This is a genomic window from Candidatus Poriferisocius sp., from assembly GCF_965208475.1.
Classification (GTDB): Bacteria; Actinomycetota; Acidimicrobiia; order Acidimicrobiales; family Bin134; genus Poriferisocius.
In genome coordinates, this window is record NZ_OZ242338.1 from 1,519,145 (window position 1) to 1,535,884 (window position 16,740).

Below are 16,740 nucleotides of genomic sequence, written 5' to 3' on the forward strand. Positions count from 1 at the left end.
GCCGACAGAGGCGAGCAAATGGCCGAATTCGCCTACACAGAACTGCTCCCCAAGGAGCCTGACACCACCACCGAATACCGGCTGCTGACTGCGGACTACGTATCGCCCATCAAGCTGGGCGACCGCCAGTTCCTCCAAGTCGACCCCGAGGGCATCCGGCTGCTCACCAGCGAGGCCATGAGGGACATCGCCCACCTGCTGAGGCCCGGACACCTGGCCCAACTGGCCGCCATTTTGGACGACCCCGAGGCCTCGGCCAACGACCGGTTTGTGGCTGTCGAGCTGCTCCGCAACGCCAACATCGCCGCCGGCGGGGTGCTGCCCGGCTGCCAGGACACCGGGACCGCGGTGGTGGTGGGCCACAAGGGCGAGCGAGTGCTGACCGACGCCGACGATGAGCGGGCCATTGCCCGAGGAGTGTTTGACACCTACCAGACTTCGAACCTGCGCTATTCGCAGCTGGCCCCTCTGTCCATGTTCGAGGAGCGCAATACCGGCAACAACCTGCCCGCCCAGATCGAGATCTACGCCACGCCGGGAGACGCCTACTCGTTCCTGTTCATGGCCAAGGGCGGAGGCTCGGCCAACAAGTCGTACCTTTTCCAGGAGACCAAGGCGCTGCTCAACCCCGGCTCGCTCACCCGGTTCATGGACGAGGAGCTCCGCACCCTGGGCACGGCCGCCTGTCCGCCCTATCACTTGGCGGTGGTCATCGGCGGCACCTCCGCGGAGTACACGCTTAAGGTGGCCAAATACGCCTCGGCCCGTTATCTGGACACGCTGCCCACCGAGGGGTCGGCCACCGGCCACGCCTACCGCGACCTGGAGTGGGAGAACCGCATTTTGGAGCTGACCCGGAACTTCGGGATCGGGGCCCAGTTCGGCGGCAAGTACTTCTGCCACGACGTGAGGGTGATCCGGCTGCCCCGCCACGGCGCCTCCTGCCCTGTCGGAGTTGCGGTGTCGTGCTCGGCCGACCGCCAGGCTCTGGGCAAGATCACCGCGGAGGGGATATTCCTGGAACAACTGGAGACCGACCCGGCCCGTTTTCTCCCCGAGATAACCGAAGATGAGCTGAGCGGCCAGGTGGTGCGCATCGACTTGGACCAGCCCATGGCCGACATCCGAGCCGAGCTTTCAAAGCACCCGGTGAAAACTCGTCTGTCGCTCACCGGCACCTTGGTGGTGGGCCGAGACATCGCCCACGCCCGAATCAAGGAACGGCTTGACGCCGGCGAGCCCATGCCCGGGTACCTGCGCGACCACCCGGTGTACTACGCCGGTCCGGCCAAGACCCCCGTGGGCTACGCCTCCGGCTCATTTGGCCCCACCACAGCGGGGCGCATGGATGCCTATGTGGACCAGTTCCAGGCCGCGGGGGGCAGCCTGGTGATGCTGGCCAAGGGCAACCGGTCGCGCCAAGTGATAGACGCCTGCGCCCGCCACGGCGGGTTCTACCTGGGCTCGATTGGCGGCCCCGCGGCCCGGCTGGCCAAGGATTCCATCCGCAAAGTGGACGTGCTGGAGTACCCCGAGCTGGGCATGGAAGCGGTATACAAGATCGAAGTGGAGGACTTCCCCGCCTTCATCATCACCGACGACAAAGGCAACGACTTCTTCACCGAGGTGTCTACCCCAGTTTCGCTGGGCTAGGCCGCCTATTTTCCGATGCCGATGCCTTGATTGAGGCGCGCGCCCGCACCATCCGAGCAAACGCAAGGCGGATATCGCCTCTAAGGTTCAGTCGCAGAAGGGGGGATACCAGGCCGACCTCGCCTCAGTCCTTTATCAGACAGTTATCCCGTCGTCTGAGCGGCAGAGGCTTGGCGAGTATTACACCCCTCCCTGGTTGGCGGCGGCCATCGTGGAGTCAGCCGTGGCCGAGCCGCTGCGCGACAGGGTGCTCGACCCCGCCTGCGGATCCGGTTCTTTCCTGGTCGCGGCCATAAGGCGCACCGTCGAAGATGACGCGCCCCGGCATCGCGCGCACACGGCCCCGAGTCAGCAGCCAGGCGAAAGAGCCGTGGCGCAGCCTCCCCCTCATCGAGCTGAGAACTCCCGGCACAGTAGATGGAGTCCCACCTGGTCGACGTGCATCTTGGAGAGACCGTCGCCCCCTACGTCACGCTGCCGCCTCTTCGAGCTGTGCTTCCCATCGACAAGGACAACCATCTCGTGGTGTGCAACGCCGGCACAGCGGCCCAGGAGGCGGCCAAGCGGCAGCTCAATGCAATCCTCGCCGACAATGAGCAGGCCACCGTTGCGACTACCCGCAAGAACCTTCGAGCCTGGCTTGAAACCTCCCCCGAGGGCAGATCAATGGAAAGCGCCGTCGAGAATCTGCTGAGCTGATTGTCCGCCCGCTCCGCCTAGCCGCTTCCCAAGAAGGGCTCATGTCATCCAATTCGCCAAGCCAGCCTTCTCGCATCGCCATTCTGGCATGGTCAAGCTGAATGCTCAGTCACCTGTTCGGCCTGATCCAGACGACGGTGCATGGCGCTGATAAACACCAGCCATTCCCACGCTGCTTCATGATCTAAACCATAGTCATCATGATGAGTGACAACATTTCGCAGTGCGCTGGCCAAGCCCACGGCAAGGTACCTGTAGCCGTCATGCTCGTCTCGCTCAATGGGAGTAGAGCGGTCGTTGAATATCAGAAGCGGGGCGTCCGAAGAGAAGACCTTGTTGATCAAGGCGACACCGTCAAGGTCGGGCCGGTTGACCCATCCCTGCACCCGGTTGATGAACCGCTGGGAGGCCTTTCGCACCGCCTCGTCGTGATGGCCATCCTCGAACAGGGCTAGAGCCCGTTCAACCTCGAAGTGAAACCGCCCTACGTGGATCGGTGGAGATCCGATTGCAGTTTCAGTTGGTGATTCCTGTTCCCCCCGTGCCGCTGCGCTAGCCACCGATCAGCCGCTGGGCAAGAGTCCGGGCTTTTTCGGCACCATGCACTTTCATCCGTACAACCCGATTCGGGGAACCGTGTCGACCAAGGACTGAGATCTCCGACATGGCACCCAATGTCTTCATGAAGTTGCCAGTGTCAAGTTTCCCGTAGCCATCGGCCGCTGAGCGGATATCGGAAGTTGAAGTCTCCTGGCCCAAGGCAGTTCGCGCCCCACCAACAAGAAGTGCGATCTCGCGGGCCGCTTCAGCCCGAGAATCGGCCAATCCGCCCGAATGGACTTGCAAGACAGGCTCCTCGCCTGAGGTTTCAAAGATGTGCCTAACTTCCTCTGGCTCGATCTTGAAATAGCGGGCTATAGCGTCAACGCGCTGCTGCTCCTTTGCGAACACGCCATCGGCGCTCGGTGTAGCTGCGTTGACCGGCGTAGCTGCTTGGACCGCAACCGTTTTGGCAGACTCGCCTGCGGGACTGGATTCTCCGTTCTTGAGAAGGTGATCCAGCACTCGTTCAAATGCAACCCGGCGAAGATCGGCATCCGACAACTCTTCAGTTGCTCTTTTGGCTGTGGCGACGATCCCAGCCAAGTCATCCAGGTCGGTTGGCACCGTTTGATCCTTTCGTACGACTCTATTGCGAGAACTTGACCGACAGCGCCAAGTCGGACATGCCTTTCCCAGAATTGTACCAAGGTGCTGCACCAGTTGAATCCTCGGTTCCGCCGAGAACGCTGGGAGGGCAGAAGATCAGTTGATCTGGCGGTCGCGGCTTGTCCAGTAGGGCTCGCGGAGGCGGTATTTTTGGAGTTTGCCGGTGGCGGTGCGGGCCAGTTCGCCGCGGAACTCCACTGAGGTGGGGCACTTGTAGTGGGCCAGGCGGCTGCGGCAGTGCTGGATCAACTCGGCCTCGGAGGCCGCCGCTCCGGGCGACAGCACCACCAGGGCCTTCACGGTTTCGCCCCACTTCTCATCGGGGACCCCGATGACGGCCGCCTCGGCCACCGCCTCATGGGCGAACAGGGCGTCCTCCACCTCGATGGACGACACGTTCTCCCCGCCGGAGATGATCACGTCCTTCTTGCGGTCCAACAGGGTGAGGTAGCCCTCTTCGTCGATATGCCCGCCGTCTCCGGTGTGGAACCAACCCCCGGCCAGGGCCTTAGCGGACTCCTCGGGCTGCTCCCAATAACCAGTCATAACATGGTTGCCCCGAGCCAGCGCCTCGCCGGATTCGTCGACGTCCAGCGATATGCCCAAAGCGGGGACACCCTGACGGGAGAGCTTGACGGCCCGCTCGGCCGGATTCAGTTTGTCCCACTCGGCTCGACGTCGATTCATGGTCAGATAGGGAGCGGTCTCGGTGAGGCCGTAGAGCTGCATGAACTCCCAGCCCAGCTCGGTCTCCATCCGCTCGATGGTGCGGGTGGGCGGAGGGGCGCCGGCCACGGTCATCCGCACCCGGCCCGAGCCGGGAATCTCCCCTTCCCAGTCCTGGGCCGCGTCCAGCACCGCGGCCACCACTGCGGGCGCTCCGCACAGGTACGTCACCCCGTGGCGCTCCACCCGGCGCAGGATCTCCACGCCGTCCACCTTGCGCAGCACTATGTGGCGGGCGCCGGCCCCGCTGACGGCATAGGGCATCCCCCACCCGTTGCAGTGGAACATGGGCAGAGTGTGGAGGTACACATCCCGGTCGCTCACCCCGGCAGCCCAGCCGAAAGTGGCTGCGTTGAGCCACAGGGAGCGGTGGGTCATCTGCACGCCCTTGGGGCGGGCGGTGGTGCCCGACGTGTAGTTGATGGTGGCGGTGGCGTCCTCATCGGGCGTCCACTGCTCAGGCTCGACGTCGAACCGAAACAGGGCGTCATCAGCTTCGTCGCCCAGCACATATCGGTGGCGGCAGTCCACATCGGCCAGCGTGTCGGCCAGTTCCGGGTCGATCAGCAGCATCGACGCCCCGCAGTGCTCCACGATATAGCCGATCTCGTCCTGGTTGAGCCTGAAGTTGATGGGCACGCACACTCGGCCGCTCCCGCTCACACCGAAGAGCGAGACCATCAGCCGGGCGGCGTTGTGGGAGACGATGGCCACCCTCTCGCCGAAACCCACCCCGTGCTCGTCCAAAGATGCGGCTTGAGCCCGGGCCAACTCGGCCATCCGGGCATAGGTCAGCTCCCCCCAGCTCTCCGCCGGCTGATCTGGCTCGTCGACAATGCCCACCCGGTCGCCGTACACCGACTCGGCCCGGTCCAGGAAGTCCCCCACGCACAAAGCAACCTTCATGCCCCCACCGTATCCACCGCATGGCGTAGAGCGCCTGCTGTGGGTTCGCCCCAGTCCACTCGTACAATTCCGGTCGTGACGGTTGCGCGGGTTCTAGGAGTGGTCGGCAAGACCGTCATCTCCGTCGGGCTCATCATCCTGCTGTTCGGGATCTTCCAGCTATGGGGTACCGGTGTCATCGAGGCTCGAGCCCAGCAAGATCTAGAAAGCGAGTTCTCCAGCCTGCTGGAGGCTTCAGGGACCTTGAGCCCCCCGGCTCCCGTCCCGGTACCGACCGCCACCCTCGAACCTCCCCCCGAGCCCACCCCTGAACCCAATGAAGACACGCTTGTTGTCGAAGAGCCCGACCCGGTAGAGGCAAGCCCGACCCCGACAGCCACTCCCCAACCCACCGCCACATCCGGGCCCACTCCCGAGCCCACTCCTGATCCTGCCTGGCTAGACCTGCTCTACCCCGACTGGGGATCGCCCGTCGCCCGGATCCACATCCCCTCCCTCGGGGTGTCCAAGACGGTGATCGAGGGAGTCCGGGTCAGCGACCTCCGCAAGGCCCCGGGCCACTACCCCAACACCGCCCTGCCCGGCCAGGCGGGAAACGCGGCCATCGCCGGGCACCGCACCACTTATGGGGCCCCCTTCGGGGAAATCGACGAGCTGGTCCCCGGCAACCAGATCTTCGTTGAAACCATCCAGGGAAGGTTCGTCTACCAAGTGGCAGACCTGGGAAACGGCAACGGTCACATCATCGTGGCGCCCAGCGCAGTCGAGGTGCTCGACCAGGATTTCAGCGAATACCCCAACCGCCTCACCCTCACCGCCTGCCATCCCAAGGGCTCGGCCCGCCAGCGCATCATCGTGGTGGCCGAGTTGGTGAGCGAGCCCGCTCCCTCCTATCGCCAACTCGGCGAGGAGGGTCAAGCCGACGTGCAGTTGGCCGATGAGGACGTAAGCGAGCCGGCCGATCCCGCCGAACCGGCCGATCCTGCCGAAGCAGCCACCCCTATCCCGACCCCAACTGCGGCCGACCCCGCCACAGCCCCGACCACTGACAGCTCCGCCGGCGACCCCGCGACGGACACCAATGGGCCAACGGCAGCGGCATCAGAGGAGGCTCCGGCTGAAACCCCGACCGCGGAGGCCGCCGAAGAGGCTCCTGAACAAGCGCCGATAACCACCGCCGGAGATCAGCCGCCAACCGAGCCGCGCAGCCCCGTGCCAGCGGCGGAGCCGCCCGCCCCGGCAACCGATTCTTTCGGCGAGGGACTCAATGGCGACACCGATGCGTGGGCGCCGGCCATCTTGTGGGGTTTGGCCGCGCTGGCAGTCTGGAGCTCCGCCCTGTTCGCGGGCCACCGGTGGAGGAGGCTGCCCGCCTACGCCCTGTCCGCCCTACCCTTCCTAGTCGTGCTGTTCATGGCGTTCTGGCATATCGACCGGATCCTCCCCTCCTACTGATCCAATGGGCCACGGTTCACACCACGGGTCAATGGGCCACAAGATGCCGAGCGCGAACCGCGTCCTGATGGCCGTGGCGCTGGCACTGGCACTGGCCACTGCCGGCTGCGGCGGCGACGAGTCCGAGGAGTCCCGGCCCAACGAGATTTTTGTCGAGCCCACGGCCGAGCCCGATCTGCTGCCCACTGAGGAGGATCTGCGGGACCGGTTCGAGGGGATCGTCACCGAGCCCTACGACCTGCTGGTGGGAACCTGCTTCAACCAGTACCGGTATCTGGACCGCAACGACCTGCCCGCGCAGTTGACCACCGCCATCGGCTGCACCCGGCCCCACAACGCCCAGGTGTACGCCATAGTGATCCACGACGCCCCGCCCGGCGCCCCATATCCCGGAGAAAAGGCGGTCGACGATTGGGGGCAGATGCAGTGCTATGAGCAATTCGAGCCGTTTGTGGGCTTGGTCTATGAGCTGTCAGAGCTCGACATCGGCATGATCACCCCTAGCCGAACCGACTGGGAAGGCGATAACTATCACCGCCGGATCTCCTGCTATCTGTTCGACCGCAATCGGTGGCTCCTAAAGACCGATGTGGAAAACATCGGCCTCTGAATGCCTGCTCGTAAATGCCCGCTCTGGGCCAAGTGATTCTGAGCCGCGAGAAAGCGTCATGCCATCAGCGCGGCCAAAGCCGCCCACGACTGCGGCACAGCGCCACCCCCGGCACCGTTGTCTGGGTCCCAGTACTCGGCAAAGCCGCTCCGCATCGCCCCCCTCACCGTGGTTGAGGCCACCGCCTCGGCGGCCTCAACCCGGCCGTGTCGGCGCAATCCCACCCACATCAGGTAGCTGAGCTGGGGCCATGCCGGTCCTCGCCAATACGCCCGGGGATCGAAACCGGGCTCCTGGCGGTGAACACCCGCCGGCCCGCAGCCTCCGCCGTAGGCCGCCGAATCAACCAGGTCGGCAGCCACCGCGTCGATCCGTTCGGGCTCGGCGGAAACCAGCATCGGCAGCAGGCCGTCCAATGTGCGCGCCCGCCCCGAGCCCGACTCGCACGCGCCGGCGTCTGCCCAGGTGCGGAGAGAGCCGTCCCAGCGAGCAGCCAGGTGGCCGGCCAGTTCGTCAGCCCGGTCGGTTGCCTCCGACCGCCCGGCCACCGCGGCCAGCTCCCAGGCGTTGAACACCACCAAAGCGTTGAACCCCGCCGACGCTGACTCAAACGCGGGATTGGCCACCGGGGAGCGTGCCGAGCTGCGCTCGATCGACATCACCAGCTGGTTCTTGGTCCGACGCCAAGCTTCCAGAGAGAAACCGCCCGGACAGTTGTCATCCCAGCGGGGGCTGTCATCGGCACCGCTCTCCCACGGATGGCACAGCGCCACCAGCCCGCTGGGGAGGCGGTGGCGGTCGAACAGCAGAAACCGCAGGCCGTGCTCGGCTCGGGCCACGGTCTCGGGATCGACATAGGCGCCCCGGCGCACCAGTTCGGCAACGGCATGCCCGTACATGGGGGGCTGGGTGATGGACGAGGCGCCTTCCCGTCCCCACAAGTCAACTGCCGCACCGGGATTGCGGGCATAGTTCATGTGGGGGACGAATCCGTCTTCGCTCTGAACCGACAGCGCCGTCTGAAGCTCGGTCAGGGCGCGGTCGTCGCCCAGGCCAGCCCAGCACACCGCGTGGAAGCACGAATCCCACAGCCACTGCCACGGGTAGGTCGCAGGATTCGGCGCGGCGTAGCCCTCGGGAACCCAGTGGGCCTCCAAAACCGCCCGCGCCGCCTCCCGCACCTCCGAGCGACTTTGTTCGGCTGGCCCTTCCATCCCCCCAAGTCTCACAAAAAAGTCTCACAAGAGGGGCACATCTGGTTACCTCGCGGGAATGGCCCGCGGCGCGATCGTCTCATTTCGACTGGGGTTGAGCGACGGCGTGTCCGTCGTGGCCCGGCTCTGGCAGGAGATGCTGGCCGACATCGGCTTCGACATGGTGACGGTGGCCGGCGAAGGCCCAGTTGACCGGCTGATCCCCGGTCTCGGCATCGGCCAGCTTGATGGGCCGGACCCCGACGCGTTCTCCGCTGCGGTGGCCGACGTCGATTTGGTTGTGGTGGAAAACCTCTGCACCATCCCGCTGAACCTCCCGGCCGCTCGCACCGTTGCCCGAACACTGGCCGGTCGTCCCGCCATCCTGCACCACCACGATCCTCCGTGGCAGCGAGAGCGGTTCGCCTCGGTAACCGAACTGCCCGCCCACCATTCCTCTTGGCGCCATGTGGTCATCAACCGACTCACTGCCGAACAGTTCGCCCAGCGGGGAATCGAAACCACGGTGATCTACAACGGCTTCGACACCCACAAACCCGAGGGCAACCGGGCCGCGATGCGAAAAGAGCTGGGAGTGGCCGATGAAACCCTGCTGGTTGCCCACCCCGTTCGAGCCATCCCCCGCAAGAACATCCCTGCGGCCATCGCCATCGCCGAAGCGGTGGGCGGCGCCTATTGGCTGATGGGGCAAGCCGAAGAAGGCTACGGCGCCACCCTGAACCGGCTGCTGGCCGAGGCCCGCTGCCCGGTCATCCACCGGCCCGTGGCCCGAACCCCCGACATCTACGCAGCCGCCGATCTGGTTGTGTTCCCCTCCACCTGGGAGGGGTTCGGCAATCCCCCGGTGGAGGCGGCCATATGGCGACGGCCCTGCGTCGTGGGCGGCTATCCGGTGGCCCGCGAGCTGGCCGAGTTCGGCTTTCGGTGGTTCTCCCCCGAGCGCCTCGACGAGGTGCAGGCGTTCTTGGACTGCCCCGATGCCGGCCTGCTGGACAAGAATCAAGCCATCGCCTGCCGGCATTTCTCCCTGGAACGAGTCCGATCCGACCTGGTCGCACTGCTGGATGACGCCGGATGGCGCCCATGAGCGATCAGAGCACCGACGATCTGGCCAACCGCCGACGACTAATCGCCCGGTTGACCGCAATCGGCCAGCGGCTGGGCTACCTGCTCTATCTGGCCGCCGCCGCCCTGTTCTTCACCGGCTTCGCCACCAGCTTCCGCGGCAGCATGGTCACCGCCATCATCACCTGCCTCCTCGTCGGCTCGCTCGTGCTCGCTCCCGCCATCATCTTCTCCTACGCGGTACGAGCCGCCGACCGCGAGGAGCCCTTGCCCTAGGGGCTCTTGCCCTAGGGGCTTATGTCTATCGGCGCCTCGGGCAACCGCCCGGCAACCACTGCGGGCAAGAACTCGCGTAGCCTTTCAGGCAGCATTTTCTCCTCTGAGGCCAGCACCTCCTCCAAGCTCCACCAACGGGCATTCTCGAACGCCGCCGCTTCCAGCGCCTCAAGATGCTGGGGGTCCCACTCGCCGCCATCGGGGCACCAGGCCACATGTATGCGCTCGTTGGAATCGAAGTGGATGCCGGCAAAGTCGAACTCCACATGCTGGGTCCAAATGCAGGGGCCGACTTCCACGTCGGTGAATCCGGTCTCCTCCCACAGCTCCCGGCGGGCACCAGCAGCAGAGTCCTCCCCCGGCCCCAGACCGCCCCCGGGAATCTCCCACCACGGCCCCTTGTGGGGATCAACGGGGTCGCTGGCCTGCATCAAGAAAATGCGTCCTTGCCGGTCCAGCAGCACCACTCGGGCTGCGGGGCGGCGCAGGGTCCATGCCATGGGCGCCGACCATACCCGTCCGAATGGATAGCCGGCAGCAGGTTTCCGGTACAGTCCCGCCAAACAAGCCAACACCCGGGGGTGGCCCAAGATGGAGTTCGGATATTTCGCCCAGTGCTTCGTGCCCGATTTCGGCTACGAGGACAATCCCGACTGGGAGGCCCAGCGCATCCGCGACAACCTGGAGATCTCCCAGCTTTGCGACCGCAACGGGTTCAAGTACATCTGGGCCTCCGAGCACCATTTCTTGCGGGAGTACTCCCACATGTCGGCCCCCGAGGTGTTCTTGTCGGCGGTGGCGTCCACCACCGAGAACATTCATCTGGGCTCGGCCATCTTCAACATCACCGCCCCGGTGAACCACCCGGTGCGCTCGGCCGAGCGGGCCGCCATGATCGATGTGCTGTCGAATGGCCGCTTCGAGCTGGGCACCGGCCGGGGGTCGTCCTCCACCGAGGTGATGGGTTTCGGCATGCCCGGGGCGCCCCGCGACCCGGCCACCGGCCTGGCCGACACCGAGATCACCCGCGGCCTGTGGGATGAGTCCATCGCCCAGATCCCCCACATGTGGCGCGAGGGGGCGTACCGCTACGAGGGCGACAGCTTCTCTATGCCGCCCCGGGAGATCTTCCCCAAGCCGGTCACCAAGCCTCACCCCCCGCTTTGGGTGGCCTGCGGAAGCCCGAGCACTTTCGAGAAGGCGGGCAAGCTGGGCATCGGGGTGCTGTGCTTCACCATCGGAACACCCGACGAGATCGCCCCGCTGATCGAGATCTACAAGAACGAGATCGCGAGCTGCAAGAACCCGGTGGGTGACTACGTACACGACAACGTCATGTGTGTGGGCTTCGGGATCTGCCTCGACGATCGGGAGATGGCCATCGACCTGTCCACCCGGAGCCACATGTACTACTACCAGTGCCTCGTGTACCGGTGGCTTGACACCTTCCCCAAGCCAGAGGGCATCCCCGAGTGGCCCGCCGTCATACCCGAGCCGACCCACGACGACGTCAAGATGGCCATCGATGGCGGTTCGCTGTGCGTGGGCAACGCCGAGGACTGCATCCATGTGTCCCGCCAGTACGAGCGGGTGGGCGCCGACCAATACGTGATTAGCCCGCTCACCTCCACGCTGCCCATGGACGTGGTGCGCGAGACCATCGCCAACTTCGGCAAGCACGTCATCCCGGTATTCGACACCGACCCGGTACACCGCTCGACCCGCCAGCGCGAGGCCGCCATGGCCGCCGCCGAGGGCTGATCTGCCACTTTCTTGAAGAAACCGTTACAAATCTCGGGGGGCCTAGTCAGGATGCAATCCAGCCGCTAGCGTTTCACCATCCCTTGAGTCCAACGTTGGGAGCAAAGACATGCAGAAATCCGTTCAACGCTTGCTGGCCCTGCTCGGGGTGGTGCTGGCCTTCTCGTTGATTGCCGCCTCGTGCGGAAACGACGACAGCGACGGCGCGGCCCCTGAGGCCACCGAGGCGGCCACACAGGCACCTGAGCCGACTGAGGCCCCGGAAGCCACTGTCGAACTAGTCCAAGACGATGGCACTTTGCAGAACGTCATGGACCGCGGCCATGTGCTGTGCGGCTCCCGCGACGACGTGCCCGGCTTCGCTCTGTTGAATGAGAACGCCGAGTACGAAGGCTTCGACATCGACATGTGCCGGGTGGTAGCCGCTGCTGTCTTCGGCGATGCCGATGCCGTGGAAATCGTGCCGGTCACCAGCGCCGAGCGCTTCACCGCACTGGCATCGGGCCAGTTCGACGTGATGAACCGCAACACCACGTGGACTGCCACCCGTGACGGCACCGAGGGCGCCAACTTCTTGTTCACCACCTACTACGACGGCCAGGGCCTAATGGTGCCGGCCTCCACCGGGTTCACCACGCTCGACGACTTGGCCGAGGCCAACATCTGCGTGAGCACCGGCACCACCACCGAGCTGAACCTCACCGCGGTGTTCGCGGCCCGGGGCATCCTGTTCAACCCAGTCACGTTCGAAGGCTTCGACACCCTGGTGCCGGCCTACGAACAGGGCCAGTGCGAGGCCATGACTGCTGACAGCAGCGTGCTCGGCGTGTTCAAGTTCGAGATCGAGGGCAATAATGGCCCCGACCAGCACATCATGGCCGAGCTCATCTCCAAGGAGCCCCTCGGCACCGTGGTGCGTGACGGCGACACCCAGTGGGCCCAGGTCGTGAACTGGGCCACCATGGCCACCGTGCAGGCCTGGGAGTTCGGACTCGACTCCAGCAACATCGGCAGCTACTCCGGCACCGATCCCAACATCTTGAACTTCCTGGGCCGCGACGGCTTCGATCCCGGGCTCGGCCTGCCCTCCGACTTTGCGGTGAACGTGGTGGAGCAGGTTGGCAACTACGAGGAGATCTTCAACCGCTATCCGCAGTTGGGCGTCCTCGATGGAAGTGTGAACGACCTCTGGTCCAACGGCGGGCTCATGTACGTCCCGCCCTACCGCTAGGGGAAAATCCTCCCGCCTCTTGACAGGAGGCAACTGATTTGCTGATAAGCCCGCCGGTCGGTGACCGGCGGGCTTCCCTCGTCTAGTGTTCTAGGCCACATTGCTATGAGCAGCACTGCCGGAACCGCCGATACCCAAGCTGATCTCACCGGAGTCCCGTCTGCACCGATCGGCCGCAGGGCTATTGCCTGGGCGGTCGATCTGCTGGTGCTGGCCTTTGTGGGGGTGGTGTCGGTCTGGCAGCTCGGCTTCAGGCTGCTCGACGGATACAGCGACCACCCAGAGTTGGTCCTTGCCTGGTTCTTCCTCGTGCCGGTTCCCGCGGCCGCCGTTGCAATCATGGCTATTGACGCCGTGCGAATTGGCCAGACCCCAGGCAAGGCCGTAGCTGGAATACGCACGGTACTGGATGGCGTCGAAAAGAGGACCCTCCCTACCAGCGATCCACGAGTGCCCATACCGGCCACCCCAGCCCTTTGGCGTGATGTGCGCGTGCTGCGTGTGGCCAGCCAAGTAATGGCACTGATCGTGGTGGTAGCGCTCATCCGCTGGATGTTCCACAACCTCATCGTGAAGATGGACGAGCTGGGCCTGCCCAAGGATTTCGACTTCCTCGACAAACCCTACGGAGTGGCCCTCCGCGACGCCTTCGGCTTCAACGTGCGGGACACCGTTTGGAAGGCGCTCTTCATAGGCTTCAAGAACACCATTGCTGCATCACTGGTCGGTATCTTCATAGCCACCCTTGTAGGACTATTCGTGGGAATTGCCCGCCTGTCGTCCAACTGGCTATTGGCCAAGGGGGCAGCCATCTACGTGGAAACCCTGCGCAACATCCCCCCGTTGGTGGTGATCGTCTTCTTCGGGTTTGCCATCTTTACCTACGGCCCTCTTCCACGGTTCAACGCCGCCAATCCTCCGTGGCAGGGCAAGTTGCCAGGCTCAGACAGCAATTGGATCATCGTCAGCAAGGACCGCTGGGCCATCCCCTCGCTCTCAGAAGACGGCAATTTGGCCGCCTTCTGGTTAGCCATGCTGGCTGCGGCAATCATCGCCGGGGCAGTTTGGGTCTGGCGCACCCGACGCAATGACAGCACCGGCATTCCCCACCGCCGCGTCATTTGGTCGCTAGCCACCCTTGCGGTGATCGCCGTGCTGGCCTTCCTCGCCACAGGCTTGCCATATTCGTGGTCTTGGCCGGCCGTTTCTGAATCTGGCCGAAGAGTGGTAGGGGGATTCAGCACCAATTCCGGCTACATGTCTCTTACCCTGGCTTTGGGCTTGTACACCGCCAGCTTTGTGGCCGAGATAGTCCGGGGTTCAATACTCGCTGTGCCCAAGGGCCAAACCGAAGCAGCAACGTCGGTAGCGCTGAAGACAGGTCAGCGCTACCGCCATGTCGTCTTGCCCCAAGCCCAGAGGATTGCCATACCCCCCTACATAAGTGAGTGCGCCAACCTCATCAAGAACACCTCCCTTGGCATCCTGGTTGCTTATCCAGACCTGACGCAGGTTGCGGTCACAGCCTGGGGTATCAACTTCCCCGCCCCTCAACTCGTGCTCATCTTGATGGTGGTCTACTTGACCATCAACCTCGTGGTTTCGGCGCTTTTGAATGTGTACAACCGATCTCTTCAGCTAAAGGAGAGATAGGGAATGACGACGCCCGCACCGCCTGTTGGTCCCGACCCCAAAGAGAGCCTTCCCCCAGATGCCAAGCTTTCTGCGGTTGATTGGGCGCGCAAACACCTCTTCAACACCTGGTACAACGGCCTTGTCTCGGTAATCGCAACTGTGCTGGGGGCGATTCTCCTCTACTACGGCGGTCGCTTCATGTTGGTCACGGCTCAGTGGGAGGCGGTGCAGAAAAACCTCACGCTGCTCATGACAGGCACATACCCCCGCGACGAGCAATGGCGCCTTGTGGCTCAGATGTACCTGGTGGCAACAGCAATTGGCCTGGCATGGGGGACCTCAACCGCGCAAAGCAGAGATCGAGCCCAAGACACCGGCGTGGAATTTCGCCTGACCAAGCCCTTGGGTCTGTTCCGCCGGTATTGGCCAGTCCTCTTCTTGCTGGCTTTCATCTTGCTGTTCACCCGCACTATCTGGCCGACGCTGTTCACACTTTCCACGCTGGTAATAGGTCTTTTGGCGCGGTCGATGGCCATGCGACTGCCACGTACTGCTAGACAGCCCTCTTGGTACGCATCGGCCTTGTTGTCCATAGCGTCTTTCCAGGTGGTTTCGGGCACACACGGCAGCGCTTGGTGGTGGACTGCGGGTCTAGGCGCATTTGTCGCCATGCAAGCCACGGCCAAGATGGAATCAGACACGCCTTGGCACCGCAGCGCTTGGCGCATCACAGCCATCGTGGCCGCGATTGCTGTCGTCCGCATTGCCTACTGGCTCATAGGCGAGAAGTCCGGCATAAGCTGGGACCACTGGTCGGGCTTTTACCTCACCTTGGTGGCCACAGTTACCGCCATCACCTTGTCCTTCCCGCTAAGCCTGCTCTTGGCTGTCGGGCGGCGCTCCTCGCTGCCTGTGGTCCGTTGGCTCTGCGTAGGCTACATCGAGTTGTTCCGTGGCGTTCCCTTTATTGCCCTCCTGTTTGTGGCGAAGATTTTCATCGACTTCTTCCTAGACGTGGAGACGCCACTCTCGCTGACGACCCGAACCCTCATTGCCTTCACCATCTTCAGCTCGGCATATTTGGCTGAGGTGGTGCGAGGCGGCCTGCAAGCCGTGCCCAAGGGCCAAATCGAGGCTGGCCAAGCCATCGGGCTTCAACCCCCCGCAGTCATGCGCCTCATCGTTCTGCCTCAGGCGCTACGGGCGGTCATCCCGGCAATGGTGGGGCAGTTCATCAGCCTGTTCAAGGACAGTTCGCTGTTCGCCATCATCAGTGTGGTGGAGTTCTACAGAGCCCGAGAGCTAGTCCACTCTCAGCAAGAGTTCTCAACTACTGCAATTGCAGAAACCCTGGTGTTCGTGGCTATCGCCTACTGGGCGCTTAGCTACACCATGTCCAAAGAGAGTCAGCGCCTCGAGCGCCACCTCGGAGTCGGAGAGCGATGACAGATACAACTAGCAATTCCACTGCCAGCGTAAACCGCGACGCGACCCAGATCGGTGGGCGAGAGACCATGGTCGAAATGTCCGGCGTGGACAAGTTCTTTGGAACGTTCAAGGCGCTCTCGAACATCGACATGAGGGTGGGCGCCGCCGAGGTGGTGGTGGTGATCGGGCCATCGGGATCGGGGAAGTCCACGCTCATCCGCTGCATCAACCGGCTGGAGCACCACGACAGGGGCCACATCGTGGTGGACGGCATCGAGCTCACCGATGACGTGCGCAACATCGCCCTCATTCGCCGGGAAACCGGGATGGTCTTCCAGCAGTTCAACTTGTTCCCCCACCTCACCGTGATCGACAACATCACCCTGGGGCCCCGACAAGTTCTGAAGATGCCCAAGAAGCAGGCCGAAGACAGGGCAATGGAGCTGTTGGAGCGGGTCAAGATCCCCGAGCAGGCCCGCAAGTTCCCCGGCCAGCTCTCCGGCGGTCAGCAGCAGCGGGTGGCCATCGCCCGATCGCTGGCCATGCAGCCCAAGATCATGCTGTTCGACGAGCCCACCTCTGCGCTAGACCCCGAGATGATCTCCGAGGTCCTCGAGGTGATCCTGGAACTGTCACAGACGGGCATGACCTTGATCGTGGTAACCCATGAGATGGGCTTCGCCCGGGAGGCTGCCGACCGGGTCATCTTCATGGCCGACGGCGAGATCGTCGAAGTGGGCGAGCCCGAGCACTTCTTCACCAACCCCCGAGAAGAACGCACCCAACTCTTCCTGTCCCAGATCCTCTAGCCTCCGCACTCGCTGTTCGCGGCCCAGTGGGGTCGGAAACAGAGCAATCCGGTCTCCCGGTAC

At 63.9% G+C, this 16,740-nt stretch carries 16 protein-coding genes; 11 read left to right on the forward strand and 5 right to left on the reverse strand.

From position 1 onward, the window contains the following. The first annotated feature begins 18 nt into the window (after positions 1-18). Together ACOGXA_RS07120 and ACOGXA_RS07125 are read left to right on the forward strand one after the other, a co-directional pair. Positions 19-1,653 carry a fumarate hydratase gene (locus ACOGXA_RS07120; protein WP_419926578.1) on the forward strand — a complete coding sequence of 545 codons (1,635 nt, stop codon included), beginning with the start codon at positions 19-21 and terminating at the stop codon, positions 1,651-1,653. Positions 1,654-2,070: 417 nt separating this feature from the next. Then, on the forward strand, positions 2,071-2,352 hold the full coding sequence (locus ACOGXA_RS07125) for a hypothetical protein (protein WP_419927063.1): 282 nt from the start codon (positions 2,071-2,073) through the stop codon (positions 2,350-2,352). Between the two features lie 92 nt (positions 2,353-2,444). Here the strand turns inward: ACOGXA_RS07125 and ACOGXA_RS07130 are convergent, their stop codons facing one another. The 3 genes from ACOGXA_RS07130 to ACOGXA_RS07140 all read right to left on the reverse strand — a co-directional run bounded on the left by ACOGXA_RS07130 (position 2,445) and on the right by ACOGXA_RS07140 (position 5,193). After that, entirely contained in the window at positions 2,445-2,912 is a 468-nt protein-coding gene (locus tag ACOGXA_RS07130; RefSeq protein ID WP_419926579.1) for a TIGR02391 family protein, read from the reverse strand. Next, positions 2,905-3,519 (reverse strand): hypothetical protein, encoded by a 615-nt coding sequence (locus tag ACOGXA_RS07135; RefSeq protein ID WP_419926580.1) that lies wholly within the window; start codon positions 3,517-3,519, stop codon positions 2,905-2,907. Before ACOGXA_RS07135 ends, ACOGXA_RS07130 begins: the two co-directional genes overlap by 8 nt. A gap of 138 nt (positions 3,520-3,657) precedes the next feature. Then, positions 3,658-5,193 carry an AMP-binding protein gene (locus ACOGXA_RS07140; protein WP_419926581.1) on the reverse strand — a complete coding sequence of 512 codons (1,536 nt, stop codon included), beginning with the start codon at positions 5,191-5,193 and terminating at the stop codon, positions 3,658-3,660. Positions 5,194-5,268: 75 nt separating this feature from the next. Between ACOGXA_RS07140 and ACOGXA_RS07145 the strand changes: the two genes are divergently transcribed. Continuing rightward, positions 5,269-6,648, forward strand: coding sequence for a sortase (locus ACOGXA_RS07145; protein WP_419926582.1), 1,380 nt, complete (start codon positions 5,269-5,271; stop codon positions 6,646-6,648). Positions 6,649-6,691: 43 nt separating this feature from the next. Beyond that, positions 6,692-7,258, forward strand: coding sequence for a septum formation family protein (locus ACOGXA_RS07150; RefSeq protein ID WP_419926583.1), 567 nt, complete (start codon positions 6,692-6,694; stop codon positions 7,256-7,258). A gap of 56 nt (positions 7,259-7,314) precedes the next feature. On the opposite strand, the gene ACOGXA_RS07155 is transcribed toward ACOGXA_RS07150, so the two are convergent. Further along, positions 7,315-8,472 (reverse strand): MGH1-like glycoside hydrolase domain-containing protein, encoded by a 1,158-nt coding sequence (locus ACOGXA_RS07155; protein ID WP_419926584.1) that lies wholly within the window; start codon positions 8,470-8,472, stop codon positions 7,315-7,317. Between the two features lie 58 nt (positions 8,473-8,530). Here ACOGXA_RS07155 and ACOGXA_RS07160 point away from each other — a divergent pair, with 58 nt between their 5' ends. Both ACOGXA_RS07160 and ACOGXA_RS07165 read left to right on the forward strand, forming a co-directional pair. Further along, positions 8,531-9,559 carry a glycosyltransferase gene (locus tag ACOGXA_RS07160; protein ID WP_419926585.1) on the forward strand — a complete coding sequence of 343 codons (1,029 nt, stop codon included), beginning with the start codon at positions 8,531-8,533 and terminating at the stop codon, positions 9,557-9,559. Beyond that, positions 9,556-9,813, forward strand: a complete 258-nt coding sequence (locus ACOGXA_RS07165; protein ID WP_419926586.1) for a hypothetical protein — start codon at positions 9,556-9,558, stop codon at positions 9,811-9,813. Before ACOGXA_RS07160 ends, ACOGXA_RS07165 begins: the two co-directional genes overlap by 4 nt. Positions 9,814-9,824: 11 nt before the next feature. On the opposite strand, the gene ACOGXA_RS07170 is transcribed toward ACOGXA_RS07165, so the two are convergent. Further along, positions 9,825-10,313 (reverse strand): NUDIX hydrolase, encoded by a 489-nt coding sequence (locus tag ACOGXA_RS07170; RefSeq protein WP_419926587.1) that lies wholly within the window; start codon positions 10,311-10,313, stop codon positions 9,825-9,827. Positions 10,314-10,404: 91 nt separating this feature from the next. Here ACOGXA_RS07170 and ACOGXA_RS07175 point away from each other — a divergent pair, with 91 nt between their 5' ends. The 5 genes from ACOGXA_RS07175 to ACOGXA_RS07195 all read left to right on the forward strand — a co-directional run bounded on the left by ACOGXA_RS07175 (position 10,405) and on the right by ACOGXA_RS07195 (position 16,677). Next, a complete protein-coding gene (locus ACOGXA_RS07175) occupies positions 10,405-11,574 on the forward strand; it encodes an LLM class flavin-dependent oxidoreductase (protein WP_419926588.1) in 1,170 nt (389 codons plus the stop codon). Positions 11,575-11,683: 109 nt separating this feature from the next. Next, positions 11,684-12,805 (forward strand): amino acid ABC transporter substrate-binding protein, encoded by a 1,122-nt coding sequence (locus ACOGXA_RS07180; protein WP_419926589.1) that lies wholly within the window; start codon positions 11,684-11,686, stop codon positions 12,803-12,805. A gap of 105 nt (positions 12,806-12,910) precedes the next feature. Next, positions 12,911-14,458, forward strand: a complete 1,548-nt coding sequence (locus ACOGXA_RS07185) for an ABC transporter permease subunit (RefSeq protein ID WP_419926590.1) — start codon at positions 12,911-12,913, stop codon at positions 14,456-14,458. Between the two features lie 3 nt (positions 14,459-14,461). Then, positions 14,462-15,886, forward strand: coding sequence for an amino acid ABC transporter permease (locus tag ACOGXA_RS07190; RefSeq protein WP_419926591.1), 1,425 nt, complete (start codon positions 14,462-14,464; stop codon positions 15,884-15,886). Beyond that, the gene (locus tag ACOGXA_RS07195; RefSeq protein WP_419926592.1) at positions 15,883-16,677 is read left to right on the forward strand and encodes an amino acid ABC transporter ATP-binding protein; all 795 of its coding nucleotides are present in this window, start codon (positions 15,883-15,885) and stop codon (positions 16,675-16,677) included. Before ACOGXA_RS07190 ends, ACOGXA_RS07195 begins: the two co-directional genes overlap by 4 nt. The last annotated feature ends 63 nt before the right edge of the window (positions 16,678-16,740 follow it).

Excerpts from the sequence above, each read along its gene's own strand:
- ACOGXA_RS07185 (WP_419926590.1), top strand. The coding sequence starts at position 12,911 with ATGAGCAGCACTGCCGGAACCGCCGATACCCAAGCTGATCTCACCGGA.
- ACOGXA_RS07125 (WP_419927063.1), top strand. The coding sequence starts at position 2,071 with ATGGAGTCCCACCTGGTCGACGTGCATCTTGGAGAGACCGTCGCCCCC.
- ACOGXA_RS07170 (WP_419926587.1), bottom strand. The coding sequence starts at position 10,313 with ATGGCATGGACCCTGCGCCGCCCCGCAGCCCGAGTGGTGCTGCTGGAC.
- ACOGXA_RS07120 (WP_419926578.1), top strand. The coding sequence starts at position 19 with ATGGCCGAATTCGCCTACACAGAACTGCTCCCCAAGGAGCCTGACACC.
- ACOGXA_RS07150 (WP_419926583.1), top strand. The coding sequence starts at position 6,692 with ATGCCGAGCGCGAACCGCGTCCTGATGGCCGTGGCGCTGGCACTGGCA.
- ACOGXA_RS07140 (WP_419926581.1), bottom strand. The coding sequence starts at position 5,193 with ATGAAGGTTGCTTTGTGCGTGGGGGACTTCCTGGACCGGGCCGAGTCG.
- ACOGXA_RS07160 (WP_419926585.1), top strand. The coding sequence starts at position 8,531 with ATGGCCCGCGGCGCGATCGTCTCATTTCGACTGGGGTTGAGCGACGGC.
- ACOGXA_RS07155 (WP_419926584.1), bottom strand. The coding sequence starts at position 8,472 with ATGGAAGGGCCAGCCGAACAAAGTCGCTCGGAGGTGCGGGAGGCGGCG.
- ACOGXA_RS07180 (WP_419926589.1), top strand. The coding sequence starts at position 11,684 with ATGCAGAAATCCGTTCAACGCTTGCTGGCCCTGCTCGGGGTGGTGCTG.
- ACOGXA_RS07190 (WP_419926591.1), top strand. The coding sequence starts at position 14,462 with ATGACGACGCCCGCACCGCCTGTTGGTCCCGACCCCAAAGAGAGCCTT.
- ACOGXA_RS07195 (WP_419926592.1), top strand. The coding sequence starts at position 15,883 with ATGACAGATACAACTAGCAATTCCACTGCCAGCGTAAACCGCGACGCG.
- ACOGXA_RS07175 (WP_419926588.1), top strand. The coding sequence starts at position 10,405 with ATGGAGTTCGGATATTTCGCCCAGTGCTTCGTGCCCGATTTCGGCTAC.
- ACOGXA_RS07165 (WP_419926586.1), top strand. The coding sequence starts at position 9,556 with ATGAGCGATCAGAGCACCGACGATCTGGCCAACCGCCGACGACTAATC.